Source organism: Halosimplex rubrum (assembly GCF_013415885.1).
Classification (GTDB): Archaea; Halobacteriota; Halobacteria; order Halobacteriales; family Haloarculaceae; genus Halosimplex; species Halosimplex rubrum.
The window spans coordinates 3,199,642-3,216,819 of sequence record NZ_CP058910.1; the positions used below are offsets into that span (position 1 = coordinate 3,199,642).

20 protein-coding genes are annotated in these 17,178 nt (G+C 69.3%); 16 read left to right on the plus strand and 4 right to left on the minus strand.

The features are described from left to right. Positions 1-84 precede the first annotated feature (84 nt). The 4 genes from tfe to HZS55_RS16150 all read left to right on the plus strand — a co-directional run bounded on the left by tfe (position 85) and on the right by HZS55_RS16150 (position 2,890). Positions 85-612 (plus strand): transcription factor E, encoded by a 528-nt coding sequence (gene tfe, locus HZS55_RS16135; RefSeq protein WP_179908602.1) that lies wholly within the window; start codon positions 85-87, stop codon positions 610-612. Beyond that, complete coding sequence (locus HZS55_RS16140; RefSeq protein ID WP_179908603.1) at positions 612-1,298, plus strand: DUF2110 family protein; 687 nt, start codon at positions 612-614, stop codon at positions 1,296-1,298. The genes tfe and HZS55_RS16140 overlap by 1 nt, the downstream gene beginning before the upstream one ends. Then, the gene (locus HZS55_RS16145) at positions 1,295-2,089 is read left to right on the plus strand and encodes a DUF5803 family protein (protein ID WP_179908604.1); all 795 of its coding nucleotides are present in this window, start codon (positions 1,295-1,297) and stop codon (positions 2,087-2,089) included. The genes HZS55_RS16140 and HZS55_RS16145 overlap by 4 nt, the downstream gene beginning before the upstream one ends. A gap of 93 nt (positions 2,090-2,182) precedes the next feature. After that, positions 2,183-2,890, plus strand: coding sequence for a competence/damage-inducible protein A (locus HZS55_RS16150; protein WP_179908605.1), 708 nt, complete (start codon positions 2,183-2,185; stop codon positions 2,888-2,890). A 7-nt stretch (positions 2,891-2,897) separates the two neighbouring features. On the opposite strand, the gene HZS55_RS22850 is transcribed toward HZS55_RS16150, so the two are convergent. After that, complete coding sequence (locus tag HZS55_RS22850; protein ID WP_268869916.1) at positions 2,898-3,023, minus strand: hypothetical protein; 126 nt, start codon at positions 3,021-3,023, stop codon at positions 2,898-2,900. A 108-nt stretch (positions 3,024-3,131) separates the two neighbouring features. On the opposite strand from HZS55_RS22850, the gene HZS55_RS16155 reads away from it, so the two are divergent. From HZS55_RS16155 to HZS55_RS16190, 8 genes are all read left to right on the plus strand, one after another. Next, positions 3,132-4,247, plus strand: a complete 1,116-nt coding sequence (locus tag HZS55_RS16155; protein ID WP_179908606.1) for an ATP-NAD kinase family protein — start codon at positions 3,132-3,134, stop codon at positions 4,245-4,247. Positions 4,248-4,467: 220 nt separating this feature from the next. Continuing rightward, positions 4,468-5,520, plus strand: coding sequence for a phosphate signaling complex PhoU family protein (locus tag HZS55_RS16160; protein ID WP_179908607.1), 1,053 nt, complete (start codon positions 4,468-4,470; stop codon positions 5,518-5,520). Between the two features lie 126 nt (positions 5,521-5,646). Next, positions 5,647-5,844 (plus strand): DUF7525 family protein, encoded by a 198-nt coding sequence (locus tag HZS55_RS16165; protein WP_179908608.1) that lies wholly within the window; start codon positions 5,647-5,649, stop codon positions 5,842-5,844. Positions 5,845-5,880: 36 nt separating this feature from the next. Next, positions 5,881-6,105, plus strand: a complete 225-nt coding sequence (locus HZS55_RS16170; RefSeq protein WP_179908609.1) for a DUF7123 family protein — start codon at positions 5,881-5,883, stop codon at positions 6,103-6,105. A gap of 36 nt (positions 6,106-6,141) precedes the next feature. Next, the gene (locus HZS55_RS16175; RefSeq protein WP_179908610.1) at positions 6,142-6,570 is read left to right on the plus strand and encodes a CoxG family protein; all 429 of its coding nucleotides are present in this window, start codon (positions 6,142-6,144) and stop codon (positions 6,568-6,570) included. Then, positions 6,567-7,376, plus strand: a complete 810-nt coding sequence (locus HZS55_RS16180; protein WP_179908611.1) for a nitrilase-related carbon-nitrogen hydrolase — start codon at positions 6,567-6,569, stop codon at positions 7,374-7,376. The genes HZS55_RS16175 and HZS55_RS16180 overlap by 4 nt, the downstream gene beginning before the upstream one ends. Before the next feature lie 59 nt (positions 7,377-7,435). Beyond that, positions 7,436-8,563 carry a DUF4349 domain-containing protein gene (locus HZS55_RS16185; RefSeq protein WP_179908612.1) on the plus strand — a complete coding sequence of 376 codons (1,128 nt, stop codon included), beginning with the start codon at positions 7,436-7,438 and terminating at the stop codon, positions 8,561-8,563. A gap of 379 nt (positions 8,564-8,942) precedes the next feature. Continuing rightward, on the plus strand, positions 8,943-9,668 hold the full coding sequence (locus tag HZS55_RS16190) for a TIGR00266 family protein (RefSeq protein ID WP_179908613.1): 726 nt from the start codon (positions 8,943-8,945) through the stop codon (positions 9,666-9,668). 45 nt (positions 9,669-9,713) lie between these two features. Here HZS55_RS16190 and HZS55_RS16195 read toward each other — a convergent pair whose 3' ends face one another. After that, entirely contained in the window at positions 9,714-11,246 is a 1,533-nt protein-coding gene (locus HZS55_RS16195) for an aldehyde dehydrogenase family protein (RefSeq protein WP_179908614.1), read from the minus strand. A gap of 205 nt (positions 11,247-11,451) precedes the next feature. Here HZS55_RS16195 and HZS55_RS16200 point away from each other — a divergent pair, with 205 nt between their 5' ends. Then, the gene (locus HZS55_RS16200) at positions 11,452-12,297 is read left to right on the plus strand and encodes a HalX domain-containing protein (protein ID WP_179908615.1); all 846 of its coding nucleotides are present in this window, start codon (positions 11,452-11,454) and stop codon (positions 12,295-12,297) included. A 51-nt stretch (positions 12,298-12,348) separates the two neighbouring features. On the opposite strand, the gene HZS55_RS16205 is transcribed toward HZS55_RS16200, so the two are convergent. After that, positions 12,349-14,547: an AAA family ATPase gene (locus HZS55_RS16205; RefSeq protein WP_179908616.1), complete on the minus strand. Its 2,199-nt coding sequence runs from the start codon at positions 14,545-14,547 to the stop codon at positions 12,349-12,351. A gap of 593 nt (positions 14,548-15,140) precedes the next feature. Between HZS55_RS16205 and HZS55_RS22855 the strand changes: the two genes are divergently transcribed. Further along, positions 15,141-15,275 (plus strand): DUF7128 family protein, encoded by a 135-nt coding sequence (locus tag HZS55_RS22855; protein ID WP_281372731.1) that lies wholly within the window; start codon positions 15,141-15,143, stop codon positions 15,273-15,275. Positions 15,276-15,344: 69 nt separating this feature from the next. Here the strand turns inward: HZS55_RS22855 and HZS55_RS16210 are convergent, their stop codons facing one another. Continuing rightward, positions 15,345-15,773 carry a DUF5796 family protein gene (locus tag HZS55_RS16210; RefSeq protein WP_179908617.1) on the minus strand — a complete coding sequence of 143 codons (429 nt, stop codon included), beginning with the start codon at positions 15,771-15,773 and terminating at the stop codon, positions 15,345-15,347. Between the two features lie 212 nt (positions 15,774-15,985). Between HZS55_RS16210 and HZS55_RS16215 the strand changes: the two genes are divergently transcribed. Further along, the gene (locus HZS55_RS16215; protein ID WP_179908618.1) at positions 15,986-16,840 is read left to right on the plus strand and encodes a shikimate kinase; all 855 of its coding nucleotides are present in this window, start codon (positions 15,986-15,988) and stop codon (positions 16,838-16,840) included. After that, positions 16,837-17,136, plus strand: a complete 300-nt coding sequence (locus HZS55_RS16220; protein WP_179908619.1) for a chorismate mutase — start codon at positions 16,837-16,839, stop codon at positions 17,134-17,136. Before HZS55_RS16215 ends, HZS55_RS16220 begins: the two co-directional genes overlap by 4 nt. The last annotated feature ends 42 nt before the right edge of the window (positions 17,137-17,178 follow it).

The window sequence follows — 17,178 nt, forward strand, 5'->3', positions numbered from 1 at the left end:
GAGCGGATCCGCGTCGAGACGACCGAACGCACCGGTTCGGTCCATCCGGTGCTTTTAAACGCCTCACGGACTGAGACGGACGTAATGGCTTTTGACGAACTTCTGGAGGACCCCGTTATACAGAAGTACTTACACGAGCTGGTCGGCCCGAAAGGGATGCCGGTGGCGGCGGCGCCGCCGGACGGCGAGGTGACAGACGAGGAGCTGGCCGAGGAGCTCGGCCTGGAGCTCAACGACGTGCGCCGCGCGCTGTTCATCCTCTACGAGAACGACCTGGCGAGCTACCGCCGGCTGCGCGACGAGGACTCGGGGTGGCTCACCTACCTGTGGACCTTCGAGTACGAGAAGATCCCCGAGCAGCTCCAGTCGGAGATGCACCGCCTGCTCGACGCCCTGGAGGAGCGAGAGGACTACGAGAAGGACAACGAGTTCTACCTCTGTGAGACGTGTGGCATCCGCTTCGAGTTCGGCGAAGCCATGGAGTTCGGCTTCGAGTGCCCCGACTGCGGCAACCCCGTCGAGGCGATGGAGAACACCCGCCTGGTCGACGCGATGGAGACCAGGATCGACGAGCTACGCGACGAACTCAACGTCGAGCACGGCGAGGCCTGATGGTCGTACTCGCAACCAAGCTGTACGTCGAGGGCGACGCCCGATCGCGCGCGACGGACTCGCTGCGCTCGCAGGTGAACAACGTCGTCGGCGACCTCGACGTGACGTTCGACCTCGAGATCCGTGACGACGAGTTCCCCGAGGTCTCCCTCGACGGCGAGGACGCGACGGTCGCGGCCAACGCCCTCGCGGAGGAGTGGGGCGAGATCGTCCCCGCTCTGGAGCCCGGCGAGGAGTACGTCGGGACGCTCGACTCGTGGGACGACGAGGGGTTCGTCCTCCACGCGGGCTTCGGGCGGACCGTGCGGATCCCCTCGGGAGAGATCGGGCTCGGCCAGGGGACGCCCGAGCAGATCCGGACGCGGTTCGGCCTCGTCCAGCACCTGCCGATGCGCTTTATCGCCGCCGACCCCGAGGCGGACGAGCCGGCGCGGCTGGCCGACGCCGAGCGCGACCGCCTCTACGAATGGACGCGCGGCGCGGGCCGGGTCAACGTCAACTCGGCGACGCGGGCGGAGGCGCGGGCGACGGTCAACCGCGCGGGCCACGCCCAGGACATCGTGACCGTCGAGCGGCTCGGCCTGCTCGAACAGAGCATCGTCTGCACCGAGGACACCGACCCGCCGGGGCTGCTGGCGAGCATCGGCCAGTACATGCCGGCGGAGCTGCTCTGCGTCGTGCCATGAGGCGGCGACTGGTCCTCGCGCTCGGGCTGTTGGCGGTGCTCGTCGCGCTGGCCGGCTGCGCGTCGCCGTTCGGCGGCGGCGGCCCCGACGACGCCCGGCTCAACCAGAACGCGACCTACGACTGGGACACCAACGCGACGACGACCTACGACGTGGGCCGCGGGAACTTCACGGGGATACTCGGCGTCGAGAACGAGTCGTACGTCCCGCTCTACCAGCGGAGCGAACTCGGCACCGACGAGCCGCTGGACGTGGCATCGCTCCGATACCGCTACCCCGACAACGGGACGGTCGTCGCGCCGGCCAACCGGTCGAACTTCCACGTCAACGCGACGAACTCGCGGTTGAACGTGACGCTCCCGGCGGCCGGCGGGCAGGTGGCGTTCACGGCGGACCGGCCCAACGCCAAGCGGTTCGCGGTCCCGATGTTCATCGACTCGGCCCACTCGGTCGAGGTCGTCCTCCCGCCGCAGGCCCGCGTCGGCGTGCCGCTGCTGTCGAAGGTCTCGCCGGGCGGGTCGACCTCGCGGGTCCCGGAGGGCTCCGACCGGATGCTCGTCCGCTGGGAGTCGGCCGAGCGCGGCCCCATCCTGACCCGCTACTACCTCGCGCGGGACCTGCTGCTGTTCGGCGGGATCGGCGGTGTCCTGGCGCTGGTCGGCGTCGGCGGCGCGCTCTACTACCTCCGACAGATCCGCGTGCTGGAGCGCCGCCGCGAGGAGATCGGTCTCGACGTGGAGACCGAGACCGACGAGTTCGACGACGACGACCCGCCGCCCGGGATGCGGTAGTCGCGGTCCCGAGGGCGGGCGATCGGTCGCGGAGAACGGACGGTTCTGACCGGAAGCAGGCGACCTTTTACGGGTCGGGTTCCAACGGCGGGTATGCGCGTGGCCATCGTCACGGTCGGCGACGAGTTGCTCGCCGGCGACACCGTGAACACCAACGCCGCCTGGCTGGGGGAGCGACTGACCGAGCGCGGCGTCGACGTCGAGCGGGTCGTCACGCTCCCGGACCGGGTGGCCGACATCGCCCGCGTCGTCAACGAGTACCGCGCCGCCTACGACGCCGTCCTCGTGACCGGCGGGCTCGGTCCGACCCACGACGACCTGACGATGGACGGCGTCGCCGCCGCGTTCGGGCGCGATGTCGTCGAGAGCGACGAGGCTCTGGAGTGGCTCGCCGAGGAAGGCGGCTACGCGGCCGACGACCTGGCCGAGGGCACGGCGGACATCCCGCGGGGCGCACGCCTGCTGAAGAACCCCGAAGGCGTCGCGCCCGGCTGCGTCGTCGGGAGCGTCTACGTCCTGCCGGGCGTTCCGACGGAGATGGAAGCGATGTTCGAGACGGTCGCCGACGAGTTCTCGGGCGAGATCGAACACGTCGCCTCGGTGGTCGCCGACGAGCCCGAGAGCGCGCTGCTGGACCGGATCGACGGGTTGCGCGACCGCTTCGACGTGACCGTCGGGAGCTACCCCGGCGACTCGGTGCGGGTGAAGATCCAGGGCGGCGAGGCGGAGGCCGAGGCGGCCGCCGCGTGGCTCCGCGAGCGTGTCGAGCTGGTCGATATCGACGAGGAGAGCGGCGGGTGACGCGGCGCTACCGGTAGAGGACTTTCCACCACAGCGCGGTCAACAGCAGTCCGCCCAGTAGCATCACGAACCCCGCGACGTTGATGAGCCCGCCCTGCACGGCCTCGGCGCTCTCCTGCAGCGGCATGTACATACGAGGCCGTTTCTCCCCACGCGATGTAAAACCGCCCGATTTCTCGGTGCAGGCGCCGCCGATCCCGTAGTCGGGTCGCTTTTGCCCGGTCGCGCCGAACCACGGGTGATGCGACGGATCGGCGTGGTCGTCAATCCTATCGCCGGCATGGGCGGGCGAGTGGGGCTGAAGGGCACCGACGGGAAAGTCGACGAGGCGCGCGAACGCGGGGCCGAGCCGCGGGCGCCCGAACGAGCGCGCGCGGCGCTGGACGCGCTCGCTGGGACGGGCGCGAGCGTCGAGGTGCTCGCCTTCGGCGGGCCGATGGGCGAGGACGCCGCGCGCGCGGCGGGTTTCGACCCCGTGGTCGTCGGAGCGCCGACGGGGAGTGAAGACGGGGAGACGACGGCGGCCGACACCCGCGCGGCGGTCCGCGCGTTCGCCGAGCGCGACGCGGACCTGATCCTGTTCGTCGGCGGCGACGGGACCGCCGTCGACGTGGCGGAGACGCTGGCCGACCTCGACGGCGAGATCCCGATCCTGGGGGTGCCGGCGGGCGTGAAGATCTACTCGTCGGTGTTCGCGGTGCGACCCCGGGAAGCGGGGATCGTCGCCGCGTCGTTCGACGAGGTGGAGACGGGCGAGGTCAACGACGTGGACGAGGACGCGTACCGGGCGCAGGAGGTGTCGACCGAGCTGCGGGCCATCGCGGAGACGCCGGTCGCCGAGCAGCGCCAGGCGAGCAAACAGACCGGCGGCGGCTCCGTCGCGACGCTCGCGGAGGGGGTCGCCGAGGAAGTCGAGCCCGGCGTCACGTACGTCCTCGGTCCCGGCGGGACCGTCGGCGCGATCAAGGCCGAACTCGGGTTCGAGGGGACGCCGCTCGGCGTCGACGTGTGGCGGGCGGACGCCGACGGCGAGCGAGGGGACGGCTCGGGCCCGACGGGCGAGGTCGTCGTCCGCGACGGGAGCGCCGCCGAGATCGAGGCGGCGCTGGGCGAGCGCAACGTCGTCGTCGTCTCGCCGATCGGCGGCCAGGGGTTCGTCTTCGGTCGAGGCAACCAGCAGATCTCCCCCGCGGTGATCCGCCGATCGACGGTCGAGGTCGTCGCGACCCGCGCGAAACTCGACGGGCTGGACGCCCTCCGGGTCGACACGGGCGACCCCGACCTCGACGAGTCGCTGCGCGGCTGGCACCGCGTCAGGGTCGGCCGCTACGAGCGCCGTCTCGTCGGTATCGAGTGACCGGGCCCGGCCCGCCCGTCCTCCCCCGTCGGCGCCCCCATCCCCACTGTCGGCACTCCCCGCCCTCCATCGTCGTCACTTCCCCGACGGCCCTAGTATGTGAACCATTCAGACCGGACGTACCGATTTCCGGACGATCGTCCAGCATACGTAATAGTATTCGACGGAGTATTATACCGTGTATGGATACGTTTAAGGTCAACAGCGGATAAGAAAGGGTATGGAAACGCGGAAAGTCCAGCGGTTGGGTCCGTCGACGCTGGCGATGACCCTCCCTGCGAAGTGGGCCAAGGAGCACAACGTCGAGAAGGGCGACGAGGTATCGCTGCGGATGGGTGGCAAGGGGACGCTGACGGTGATGCCCGAGTCCGTCCAGGGCGAGGACTCCGAGGCGGTCATCCACGCCGAAGACCTCAACGCGGACGCCCTCGAACGGGCGATCCTCTCGCAGTACGTCCTCGGCCGGCGCATCATCCACGTCGACGCGGGCGAGAGCGGGACGCTGGAGAGCGCGCACATCAACGCCGTCTACAACGCCGAGACACAGCTCATGGGGCTGGGCGTCGTCGAGGAGACGCCCGAGCGGATCGCCATCCGCTGCTCGGTCGACCCGGAGGACTTCACGCTCGACAACCTCCTCGAACGGCTGGAGAGCACGGGCTCGACGATGCGAAACGAGGCCGTCAAGGCGCTGGCCCACGGCAACCCCGACTTGGCCCAGCGGGCGCTCAACCGGGAGCGCCAGGCCAACAAGATCTTCGTCCTCCTGTTGCGACTCATCTTCACCTCCTACCAGAACCCGAACCTGGCCCGAGCGGTGGGGCTGAACGACGGCTTCCCGCTCATCGGCTACCGGTCGATCGCGAAGAACCTCGAACTGACCGCGGACAACGCCGAGGACATCGCGGAGATCGCCCTGGAGACGGAGGGCCACTCGCTGAACGTCGACTCCTCGACGATGCGCCGCATCCGGGAGTTCACCGACCAGGTCAACGATATCACCGAGCTCGCGGTCGAGGCGGCCGTCGAGCGGGACTACGACATCGCCATCGAGGTCCGCGAGATGTTCGCCGAGATCGGCGACCGCGAGGCCGAGATCCTCGACGACCTCGACGAGATGTCCAACGACGACGTGCTGCGGGTGCGCGAAGTGCTCGTGAGCCTCCAGCAGACCGCTCAGTACGCCGTTCGGAACGCCGAGATCGCGACGAACCTCGCCCTCAGCGAGGAGTCCGAACACACGACCATCCAGTCGGACTCTACGCAAGACTGACCTGCGATCCGCGGCGACCGCTCGGGAACCGCCCGGCCGTTCACCGCGCTCGCACTCCTCTGTAACTCGACTCGTCGGTGCCCCGACCTCGAATGAATTAAGTGGTGAGTGACGGAACGGGAGGGTATGAGCGAGGTTACCGCGGGCTCGGACATGGGCATCGGGCTGGGACTGGCGTTCGGCGTGCTCGCGGTCGCGGGCGCGATCGGGATGCTGGTCGCCTACAGCGATCAGGTCGTCGCGGGCTGGAGCTTCGCGCTAGCGATCGTGGCGGGTATCTGCTCTATCGCCGGGATCCACCTCTACGGCGCTGCGGACGCGTAAGGAATTCTTAAGGGTACTCGCGACCTAGCCCGGCGTATGAGCGAACTCGGCGAGGAGGACAGGGAGATTCTGGATTATCTACGCGACAGCGTCTCGCGCGGGCAGAGTTACTTCAGAGCGAAGAACATCGCCGAGCAGATCGGACTCTCCTCGAAGCAGGTCGGCGCGCGGCTGCCCAAGCTCGACGAGGAGTCCGACGACGTCGACATCGAGAAGTGGGGTCGCGCGCGCTCGACGACCTGGCGCGTCACGCTCAGTTAACGGGCTCTTTTAGGGGACGGGGACCGAAGCACCGTCATGACTGTTCGGGTGGAGCGGTCGTTCGAGCTACCGGTCGACCGCGAGCGCGTCTGGGAGTTCATCGCCGATCCGGGACGGAGAGCCGGCGCCATCAGCGTCGTCTCGGAGTACACCGTCCACGACGACGGGAGCGCCACCTGGCGACTCGACCTCCCGATCCCGGTCGTGAACCGGACCATCGCCGTCGAGACCGAGGACGAGGAGCGCCGAGCGCCGGAGTACGTCCGGTTCGTCGGCCGCTCGAAGGTGATGAAGGTCGTCGGCGAGCACGAGCTGACCGAGACCGACGAGGGCACGCGGCTCACCAACCGCTTCGTCGTCGACGGCTCGCTCCCGGGCGTCGAACGCTTCTTCAAGCGGAATCTGGACGACGAGATTCGGAACCTGGAGCAGGCGCTGGCCGACGACCTCGGGGTCGAAGTGTGAGGCTCGCGCTCGCCCAGCTGCGGGTCGAGGGCGGAGACGTGGACGCCAACGTCGACCGCGCGCGGACGGCCGTCGCCGAGGCCGCCGCCGACGGCGCGGATCTCGTCGCGCTCCCGGAGGTCTTCAACGTCGGTTACTTCGCGTTCGAGAGCTACGCCCGCGCCGCCGAGAGCGTCGCCGGGCCGACGGTCTCCGCGCTCGCCGAGAGCGCGCGCGAGCACGACGTGGGCGTCCTCGCGGGGAGTATCGTCGAGGACCTGGCGGCCTCCCGGGCGGACGGCGTCGACACGCCCGCCGCGGAGGGGCTCGCGAACGCCGCCGTCTTCCTCGACCGCGGGGGCGAGCGCCGGGCGGTGTACCGCAAACACCACCTCTTCGGCTACGGCTCGGCGGAACAGGAGTTGCTGACGCCCGGCGAGGCCGTCCCGACCGTCGAGTTCGACGAGCACACCGTCGGCGTGACGACCTGCTACGACCTGCGGTTCCCGTCGCTGTATCGCGACCTCGTGGACGCCGGGGCGACGATGGTCCTCGTCCCGAGCGCGTGGCCCTACCCCCGCGTCGAGCACTGGCGGCTGTTCCCGCGAGCGCGGGCCGTCGAAAATCTGCTGTACGTCGGCGCCGTCAACGGCGTCGGGCGCTTCGACGACGCCGACCTGCTGGGGCGGTCGGCGATATACGACCCGTGGGGGACGACGCTTTCGAGCGCCGGCGACGAGGCCGCCGTCGTGACCGCCGACGTCGACGCCGACCGGGTCGCCGAGGTCCGGTCGGAGTTCCCCGCGCTCGAAGACCGCCGTCGATAGCTCAAGCGCGCGTTTGAAGCCACGGCACTCCTTTACCGATACGGCTGGATCCGAGCTGTATGGGACGAAAAGCGGCGATTCTGGTGGTCGTACTGATCGCTCTCGCGGGCTGTGCGAGCATGGGGTCGGGCGATTCGGCAAACCAGGAGGGCGCGGACCTCCAGGCGAGCGGCGGCGACGGCGGTGACGGTGGGGGTGACGGGAGCAGTGGCGCCGGAGGTAGCGGCGGTGACGGCGGATCCGGCGGTAGTGACGCCGCGGACGCCGAGTTCGGCGCGAGCGACGACGGCGACGGAGCCGGGCAGAGCGCGGCCGCGCAGGTGGATCGGGCGCTGATCAAGACCGGCGAGGTCACCGTCGAGGTCGAGAACTACTCGGTCGCCGAGCGCGCGGTCTCTGACCGCGCGGGGGCCCTCGGCGGCTACGTCTCCGAGTCGAACGTGCAACTTCACAACCGGGAGAACCGGACCTGGCGGACCGGCTACGTCGAGGTGCGGGTTCCCTCGGCCAACTTCACGGCGCTGTACGAGGGCGCCCAGAGCGAGGGGACGGTGCTGTCGGCCGACTCGAACACGGAGGACGTGACCGACCAGCTGGTCGACCTGACGGCTCGGCTGGAGAACCTCCGCGCCCAGCGCGACCGGCTGCGGTCGCTGTACGACTCGGCCAACACGACCGATGATCTCCTCGATGTCGGTGAGCAGCTCTCCGAAGTCCAGGGCGAGATCGAGCGGCTCGAAGCCCAGCAGCGGTCGCTGCGAGACAGGGTGAGCTTCTCGACGGTCCGGGTCGAGTTGCGTGAGCCGGAGCCCGACGCGGTCGCGCCCGCGGAGCCGACGCCGTTCCACGAGCAGTCGCCCGTCGCGGTGTTCGCCTCGTCGGTCGGCGGCTTCGTGACGTTCGCTCGGACCGTCTTCGTCGCCGGGGTCGCGGCGGTCCCGTGGGTCCTCGGGCTCGGCGTGCCCGCCCTCCTCGTCGTCGGTGCTGGCCGACGGGTGGGTGTCAAGCGGCGACTACCGTTCGTCGGCGGCCGGTCGGACTCGCCGCGTCCGTCCGACGACCGGGACGACGCGGGCGAGGGCCTGCGAACCGAGTTCGAGTCGGACGACGGCGGCGGTTCGGACGAGTCGTCCGGGCGATCGGACGCCGGCGACGGTGAGTCGGCGGACCGATCCGGCGAGGAGTGAGCGACCGCGGGATCACCCGGTGGTGTGTCGGCGCGTGAGTCCGTCACACGGGAACGCCACACCGGGGTGATTCCAGACACGAGATTTATATCGGAGGACGCATTATCGACTGGTGCCGGCAAGACGCTTTTCACGTCGCACCCGGCAATCCAATCGCTCGGCCAGGCCCACGTCGACCACTCGCCGCGGCACCTGTCCGGACAGGCCGCCGCGGTTCGCCTCCTCGTCCACGGCCCGCCTCTCACCTTTCGATGCTCGAATCGAACCGGGAGACGCTTCGCCTCGCGGAACGTCGTCCGCTCGCCCTCGGCGACGGACCCGCGAGTGTCGCTCGGAGGACAAGATATTTACACTTCGTCCGACTCGTTCGGGGACGACCATGGAGTACGAACTCGAGAACCGGCCGTCGTACGCGGTCGCTTCGGTCACGCTCTCGCCGGGCGAGGAACTCACGACGGAGGCCGGTGCGATGGTCTCGCACACGGAGACGATCCGGATGGAGACGGGGATCGGCGACGCCGACGAGGGATTCCTCGAGTCGATCAAAGACTCCGTGCTCGGCGACGAGTCGCTGTTTCGGAACCGGTTCACCACCGAGGGCGGTGACGGCGTCGTCCAGATCGCAGCGACGACGCCGGGAGACATGACCGCCCGTGAGCTCGACGGCGACAGCGTCTACGTGCAATCGGGCGCCTACGAGGCCGCCGGGTCGGGCGTCGAGCTCGACACCGACGTGGGCGGCCTGGACACGCTGTTCGGCGGCGAAGGACTGTTCCTGCTGAAAGCCTCGGGGACGGGACCGCTCTTCCTGTCAGCGTTCGGCGGCATCCAGGAGCACGAGGTCGGCGCCGGTGAGGTGTTCACCGTCGACTCGGGCCACGTCGTCGCCTGGGACGCGTCGATGGACTACAACACCGAACGGATCGGCGGGATGAAGGAGACGCTGTTTAGCGACGAGGGACTGGTCATGCGGTTCACCGGGCCGGGGACGGTGCTGCTACAGACCCGCAACTACGGCGACTTCGTCAGCGACCTCGCCTCCCGGCTCCCCTCTAGCAACTCAGGCGACGGCGGTGCCGACGTCGAGGTTGGCGGCGACATCTGACCGAGCCGCGGTCGACACGAGTCGGAACTCCCGCGAGCGCTGGACTCAACCCTCGTCGGTCGTGATGTCCGCCGAGAGGCCCTGAGCCATCTGGATGTCCTTCGAGTTGTTGAGCGTCCAGGCGGTGCGCTCGGTGACGGCCTCGATGACCTCGCGGGCGCTGGGGGCGCCCTTGCCGGACTTCTTGACGCCGCCGAAGGGGAGCTGGACCTCGGCACCGATCGAGGGGAGGTTGCCGTAGGCGAGGCCGACCTCGGCGTGGTCGCGGTAGTAGTTGATCTGTCGGTAGTCCTCGGAGACGACGGCGCCCGCGAGGCCGTAGTCGGTGTCGTTGTGGATCTCGACGGCCCGTTCGATGTCCCCGTCGTACTCGATGAGCGCGACGTGGGGGCCGAACACCTCCTCGTGGATACACCGGAGATCGGGGTCGTAGTCGACCTCGTAGACGAACGGGCCGACCCAGTGGCCGTCTTGGTGACCCTCTGGAATCTCCGAGTCGTCCAGTTCCTCGCGGTCGACGAGGACGTTCGCGCCCTCTTCGCGGGCCAGGTCGTTGTACTCGCCGAACTTCTCGACCTGGCTCTCGTCGACGACCGGACCCATGAAGGTGTCCTCCTCCAGCGGGTCGCCGACGGCGACGTCCTCGGCCAGGTCGACGAACCGCGCTTTGAACTCGTCGTACACGTCCGTGTGGACGATGATGCGCTCGCTGGAGACGCAGCGCTGGCCGGTCGTCTTGAACGAGGACATGACCGCCGAGTGCAGGGCGATGTCGAGGTCGGCCTCGTCGGTGACGACGATGGCGTTCTTGCCGCCCATCTCCAGGGCGGCGTCGCGACCGGGGACGCCGCCGAGTTTCTCGTCTATCTTGTGGCCGACCTCGGCCGAGCCCGTGAAGAGGACCGTCGAGACGCGCTCGTCCTCGACGATGGCGTTGCCGGCGTCGCCGAAGCCCTGGACGACGTTGAACACGCCCGGCGGGACGCCGGCGTCGATCATCATCTCCGCGACGATCTGGCCGCAGTAGGGCGTCTGCTCGGCGGGCTTCCAGACGACGGTGTTGCCCTCGACCAGCGCGACGGCCACGTGCCAGAACGGGATGGCGACCGGGAAGTTCCACGGGGTGATACAGCCGACGACGCCCCGCGGTTTGCGGCGCATGTAGGCGTCCTTGGCGGCGATCTCGGAGGGCACCACGTCGCCGTGGGGGTGGCGGGCGTTGCCGGCGGCCCACTCGACCATGTGGGCGGCCTCGACCACGTCGGCGCGGCCCTCGCTGATCTCCTTGCCGCACTCCCGGGTGACGATTTCGCCGAGTTCGTCCGTGCGGTCCCGCAGTTCGTGGTACACCTCCCAGAGCACCTCGGCGCGGTCGATGTAGGACAGCCGGCGCCACTCCTCGAAGGCCTCCTCGGCGGCGGTGACCGCCCGCTCGACGTCCGTCGGGGTCGCGCGGTAGAACTCCCCCAGCGTCTCCCCCGTCGCCGGATTCGCGCTCTCGAAGGTCCCCTCGCTCTCCCCGACCGTCCACTCGCCGTCGACGTAGTGCTCGAACGGCTCCGTTTGCTCCCGACTCATGGCTCACCGTTCGACTCCGACGGTGAAAAAGCTCCTGCGGCCGTCGCCGCTCCCGCCCTGCCCCTCGGTTTCGACCCGCTCGGAGCGCTCTCCGACCGCTCACCGAATCCCGGGGGTTCCCGTACCCCCGTGTTATCAGCACCGATAGCTCGCGACATATTAATTATAGTTCGTTATAAATTGTGAACCGATCGAGTGACCGACGATGGCTACAGCATCAGGGCCGCCGGGTCAGACGGGAACGGGCGAAGAGACCGACGTGGGGCAAGCCGACGACGGTGCCGGACCGACGGTCGCGGTGTTCGACGGGTCGACGCGGGCGGCGCTGCATCGCCGGTGGCTCCCCGACACCGTGCGGGTCGTCTGTGCGCGGTCGGTCGGTGAGGCCAGGGAGATAGTCGACCGGACGACGGCGGTCGCGCTCGTGCGCCACGAGCTATCGGAGCCGAAACGCTCGGCGATAGCCGACCTGCTGGACGGTCGAACGAACCGCGCTCGGACCGTGCTCACGACCAGCGGCCACGAGCCGGTCAGCGACCCCGTCGTCGACGAGGACGCCTGTCTCTGTGAACCGATCGACAGCGAATCGCTCCGGCAGGTGGTCGGCCGACAGCTCGCGATGGCCTCCTACGGTCGACTGCTCGCCGAGTACTACGAGTGTACGACCCGGCTGTCGTCCAGAGAGGTCGAACTCAGCGCGGACGAACGGGACGACGACGAGCGGTATCGCCGTCTGGAGTCGCGTCGGTCGGACCTGGCCGCCGGGATCAAGACGCTTCAGAAGCGGCTCTCGGCCGAGGAGGTGCGGTCGGTGCTGTTCGACATCGCGCCCCCTGAGTACGAACGCGTGGCCGCCGAGCGGAAGCCGGCGACCGGCGGCAAGTACCGTCCCGACGGCTGCCGGTCCTGCGGACGCGACTGGAACGTCAACCCCGACGGCTCGCCCGCCGGCTACCGCCGGCTGGGCGCGTTCGTCTGGGAGTGTACCGACTGCGGGACCCTCCACGACCGCTCGGACCCCGCCAACCAGCGGATCGCCCGCCGTCGGTGACCGGAGGCACCCCGACCTCCGGCCGATCGGGCGAGCGCGTTCGGTCCGCGGTCAGTCGGCCGCGACCCGCTCCAGCGCGTGTTCGAAGTCGTCGCGCCCGATCACCACGTCGTCGGCTCGTTCGTTGGCCGCCTCGGGGTCGACGCCGGCGGCGACCTCGCTGATGGCCCGCATCGACGCCGCGCGGACCAGCGACTCGATCTGCGCCCCGGACAGTCCATCGGTCTCGCCCGCGAGTTCGTCCAGATCCACGTCGTCGCCCAGGGGCTTGCCCTCGGTGTGTACGTCCAGAATCGCCCGCCGACCCGCCTTGTCGGGGTTCGGGACCTCGACGTGCTGCTCCAGTCGGCCGGGTCGCAGGAGCGCGTCGTCGAGCATGTCCCGCCGGTTCGTCGCCGCGACGACGACGACGTTGGGGTTCTCGGCGGCGCTGTCCATCTCGGTCAGGAGTTGCGAGACGACGCGCTCGGTCACCTCGTTGCCGTCCATGCGACCGCCGGCGATGCCGTCGATTTCGTCGAAGAAGACGATCGCCGGCGCGGTCTGGCGGGCGCGGTCGAACACCTCTCGAACGGCTTTCTCGCTCTCGCCGACGTAGCGATCCATCAGCTCGGGCCCCGCGACGCGGATGAAGTTCACGCCGCTCTCGCCGGCCACGGCGCGAGCGAGCAGGGTTTTGCCCGTCCCCGGCGGGCCGTACAGCAGGACGCCCGAGGGCGGGTCGGTGTTGGTCGCGGTAAAGAGCGGGCCGTACTCTAGGGGCCACTCGACGGCCTGTTCGAGCGTCGATTTCGCCTCCGCCAGCCCGCCCACGTCGTCGAAGGTCACAGTGGGGGACTCGGCGACGTACTCGCGCATCGCCGAGGGTTCCACGGTTCGGAGCGCCGCTTCGAGGTCCTCCCTGGTGACCTCCGGCTCGTCCCGGGTCCGCCGGAGGGCGTGCATCGCGGCTTCAGTAGTGAGTGTGTGCAGGTCCGCGCCGACGAACCCGTGGGTCCGGCCGGCCACCCTATCGAGGTCCACGTCCTCGGCCAGCGGCATCCCGCGGGTGTGTACGTCGAGGATCTCGCGGCGTCCGGTCTCGTCCGGGACGCCGATCTCGATCTCCCGGTCGAAGCGACCGCCCCGCCGGAGCGCCGGGTCGATGCTGTCGACCCTGTTCGTGGCGCCGATGACGATGACCTGTCCGCGGTCCTCCAGCCCGTCGAGCAGGGTGAGCAGTTGCGCGACGACGCGGTTCTCCATGTCCGAGTCCTCGTCGCGCTCGCCGGCGATGGCGTCGATCTCGTCGACGAAGATGATCGCCGGGGCGTTGGCCTCGGCGTGGTCGAACGCCTCGCGCAGTCGCTCCTCGCTCTCGCCCTTGTACTTCGAGACGACCTCGGGCCCGGAGATCACGTCGAAGTAGGCGTCGACCTCGTTGGCGACCGCGCGGGCGATGAGCGTCTTCCCCGTCCCCGGCGGGCCGTGCAGCAACACGCCCCGCGGCGGCGAGATCCCCAGCCGGGTGAACAGGTCGGGGTTCGACAGCGGGAGCTCGATCATCTCCCGCACCTGGTCGAGTTCGTCGTCCAGTCCGCCGATGTCCTCGTAGGAGACGCCCGTGCGCGAGGCGGACTCGTCGGGCGTCGACTCGGCGGTGGTGCCGCTCGCGGTCGTTCCGGTCGAGCCGCCTGCCCCGCTGGCGCCGCCTGCCGAACCCGCGGCACCGCTACCGGTGCTCGTACTGCCCCCGCCGGTCGCGCCACCGGTCGGCGTCCCGTCTATCGGCGGGAGGACAGTGATATCGGTCTCGTCGGTCACCCGGACCGCCCCTCCCGGATCGGTCCCGGAGACGGCGAAGGCGCCGACGCCGTCGATGTGGACCTGTTCGCCCTCCCGCAGCGGGCGGTCGAGGAGGGCGCGTCGGACCGCCGACTCCTGCTGGGCGTCGTCCAGCCCGACGGTCTGGGCCAGCCGGACGGTGAGGCCGTCGGCCTCGCGGACGGAGGTCTGTTCGACGGTGACGGTGTCGCCGATGTTCACCCCGGCGTTGGCGCGCGTGTCGGCGTCGATGCGGATGTAGGCGCCGTCGCCGGTCTCGGGCCAGGCCTTCGCGACGGTCGCCCGCTCGCCCTTGATGACGAGGGGGTCGCCGCTCAGCACCCCCAGTTCGGACCGGACTCGCTCGGGGACCCGCGCGATGCCGCGGCCGGCGTCGCGCTTGTTCGCTCCTTCGACGGAGACCTCGATGGCGTCGCCGCTTCCCATACCCCCGCTATCGGGCCGACGCTCTTTATCATTCCCCACCATCTTTTTCCCGACCGGGTTTCCTCGGTCGCCTACGGCGACCTGCGGAGAACCCGGTCGACAAAAACATGGGTGAAAAAGGCGCGGCCTCACTCCGTTCGGCCGCGTGAATCGCGCTCACTTCGTTCGCGCGAATGCTCAGTACAGGCGATGGAGGTAGCAATCAACCGTGGCGCGCGCTGTCGCGAGTCTCGTCTCGCGACAGCATCGTGCGAGGGATGAGCGAACGGAGTGAGCGAATCGGCTGGGGAGGTACGTGGCAGTCTGCGGTGCTGTACGGGGCGGTCCTGGTGGACTGAAAGGGCGAGGCGCGCTCGCGTCGATAGTCGCCTGAGCGGGCACTATCCGCGCGGGCGGTGCCGAGAGCGCGGATATCCCGCTCAGCGACCGCGAGCGTGCCGAGGGCTTTCATCGCTCACCGTCGAGTGCGGTCACTCTCGCACAACTTCGTTTCACAGCTCAATCAGCAGAAACAACTGATACACTCGCACATTAGACACACCATCGATGTAACCGGAGAAACGCCTTTACCCCGTGGCGTCGCACGACCTAGCATGGTCGTGACTACCGAGCGCGACGAAATGACCTGGTACAAGTGCGAGGCGTGCGGGCTGCTGTTCGACGACCGGTCCGACGCGAACCAGCACGAGGACAACTGCGACGCCGAAGAGCCGTCGTACATCCAGTAACCCGGTTCCGGTGGAGGAGACGGTTCACCGACGCGCGGTTCGCCGGAGGAGCGGACCGCCGAAGAGTCCTTACGCGTTCTCGACGATCTCGAAGCTCTGCTCGCCCATCTCGTCCTCGATGAAGACGAACACGCGGCCGTCGACGACCGAGAGGTCGGCCTCGACCTCGACGCGGTGTGCCTTCGAGTGCGCCCGCACGCCCTGAAAGAGCGGCTCGTCGTCGCCGTCGTCGACCATGACGCGGCCGACGCCGGTCGTCTCCAGGATGTCGTCGTGGGTGTCCAGGTCGTTGACGTACAGCATGATCCCCTGGGTCTCCGAGGCGTCGGTGACCAGCACGTGTACGTCCTTGCCGGGCGCGGCGCGGACGCTGTCCTCGACGGCCGTCGGGACGCCGCGGTAGAAGGCCTCTCGGCCGTCGACGTACTCGACGGCGACCCCGTCCTCGGTGAGTTCGACCCCCAGCGTGTCCGGCGGCACGTCGTTGCGCGCGCTCATACCACCGAGTTCCGGCCAGCGCCCCAAAAGCGTCGCGTTCCGCGCGTCGGCGCCGCGGGCGACCGACGGCCCGGCTCGCGCGGAGCGGCCCGTTCCGCTTGCCGGATTTCCGGCGAGTTCACTCACGTCCGTTCGCTCCTCGCCGACTTCCCGTTCTCTTCGTTCACGGGAATCCCACAGAGGTAAATACCGCCCGGGAAGACAGGGAGACGATGGAAGGAGAGGCAGTCGCCCCCGCGGCGGGGACGGTGCTGAACGCCCTCGCGAACGGCAAGGGGTCGGCGTTCGCCATCGACGAGTACACCACTTCGACGGTGGAACTCGACGCCGGCGCCGACGGCGTGACCGGTCGGGTCGCCGAGGACCCCGACGCCGATACCGAGTTGATCGAGCGCTGCGTCGCCGCGGTCACCGACCGCTTCGGAGCGGGCGAGGGCGGGCGCGTCCGCACCGAGAGCGACGTGCCGATGGCCTCGGGCCTGAAGAGTTCCAGCGCCGCCGCCAACGCGACCGTGCTGGCGACGCTGGACGCGCTCGACGCCGCCGAAGAGATATCCCGCGAGGACGCCTGCCGCATCGGCGTCCAGGCCGCCAGGGACGCGGGCGTCACGGTGACGGGCGCGTTCGACGACGCCAGCGCGAGCATGCTCGGCGGCGTCACCGTCACCGACAACGTCGACGACGAACTGCTCGCCCGGGAGGAACGGGACTGGTCGGTCCTTGTGTGGACGCCGCCCGAGCGGTCGTTCTCGGCGGACGCCGACGTGGACAGCTGCCGGCGGGTCGCGCCGATGGCCGACCTCGTTGCCGACCTCGCCCTCGACGGCGAGTTCGGCCGCGCGATGACGGTCAACGGGCTGGCCTTCTGCGCCGCGCTCGACTTCCCGACCGACCCCGTGGTGGAAGCGATGCCGGTCGTCCACGGCGTCTCGCTGTCGGGCACCGGGCCGAGCTTCACCGCCGTGGGCGAGCGCGACGACCTCGAAGCGCTGCGCGACCGCTGGGGCGAGCGCGAGGGTCGCACCTGGCTGACCACGACACAGACGGAGGGCACACGGATCCCATGAGTCAAGACGAATCCACATACGCGGAGGAGATGAACCTCGACGAACTGCGCGACGAGATACAGGCGATCGACCGGGAGATCGTCGAGCTGATCGCCCAGCGGACCTACGTCGCCGACACCATCGCGGAGGTCAAAGACGAACAGGGCCTCCCGACGACCGACGAGGAACAGGAGCAGGCCGTCATGGACCGGGCCGGCGAGAACGCCGAGCAGTTCGACGTGGACTCGAACCTCGTCAAGGCCATCTTCCGGTTGCTCATCGAGCTGAACAAGGTCGAGCAGCGCGAGAACCGCTGAGACGGCCTCGAACCGCTCGCGGTCGACCTATCAATTCTTGAG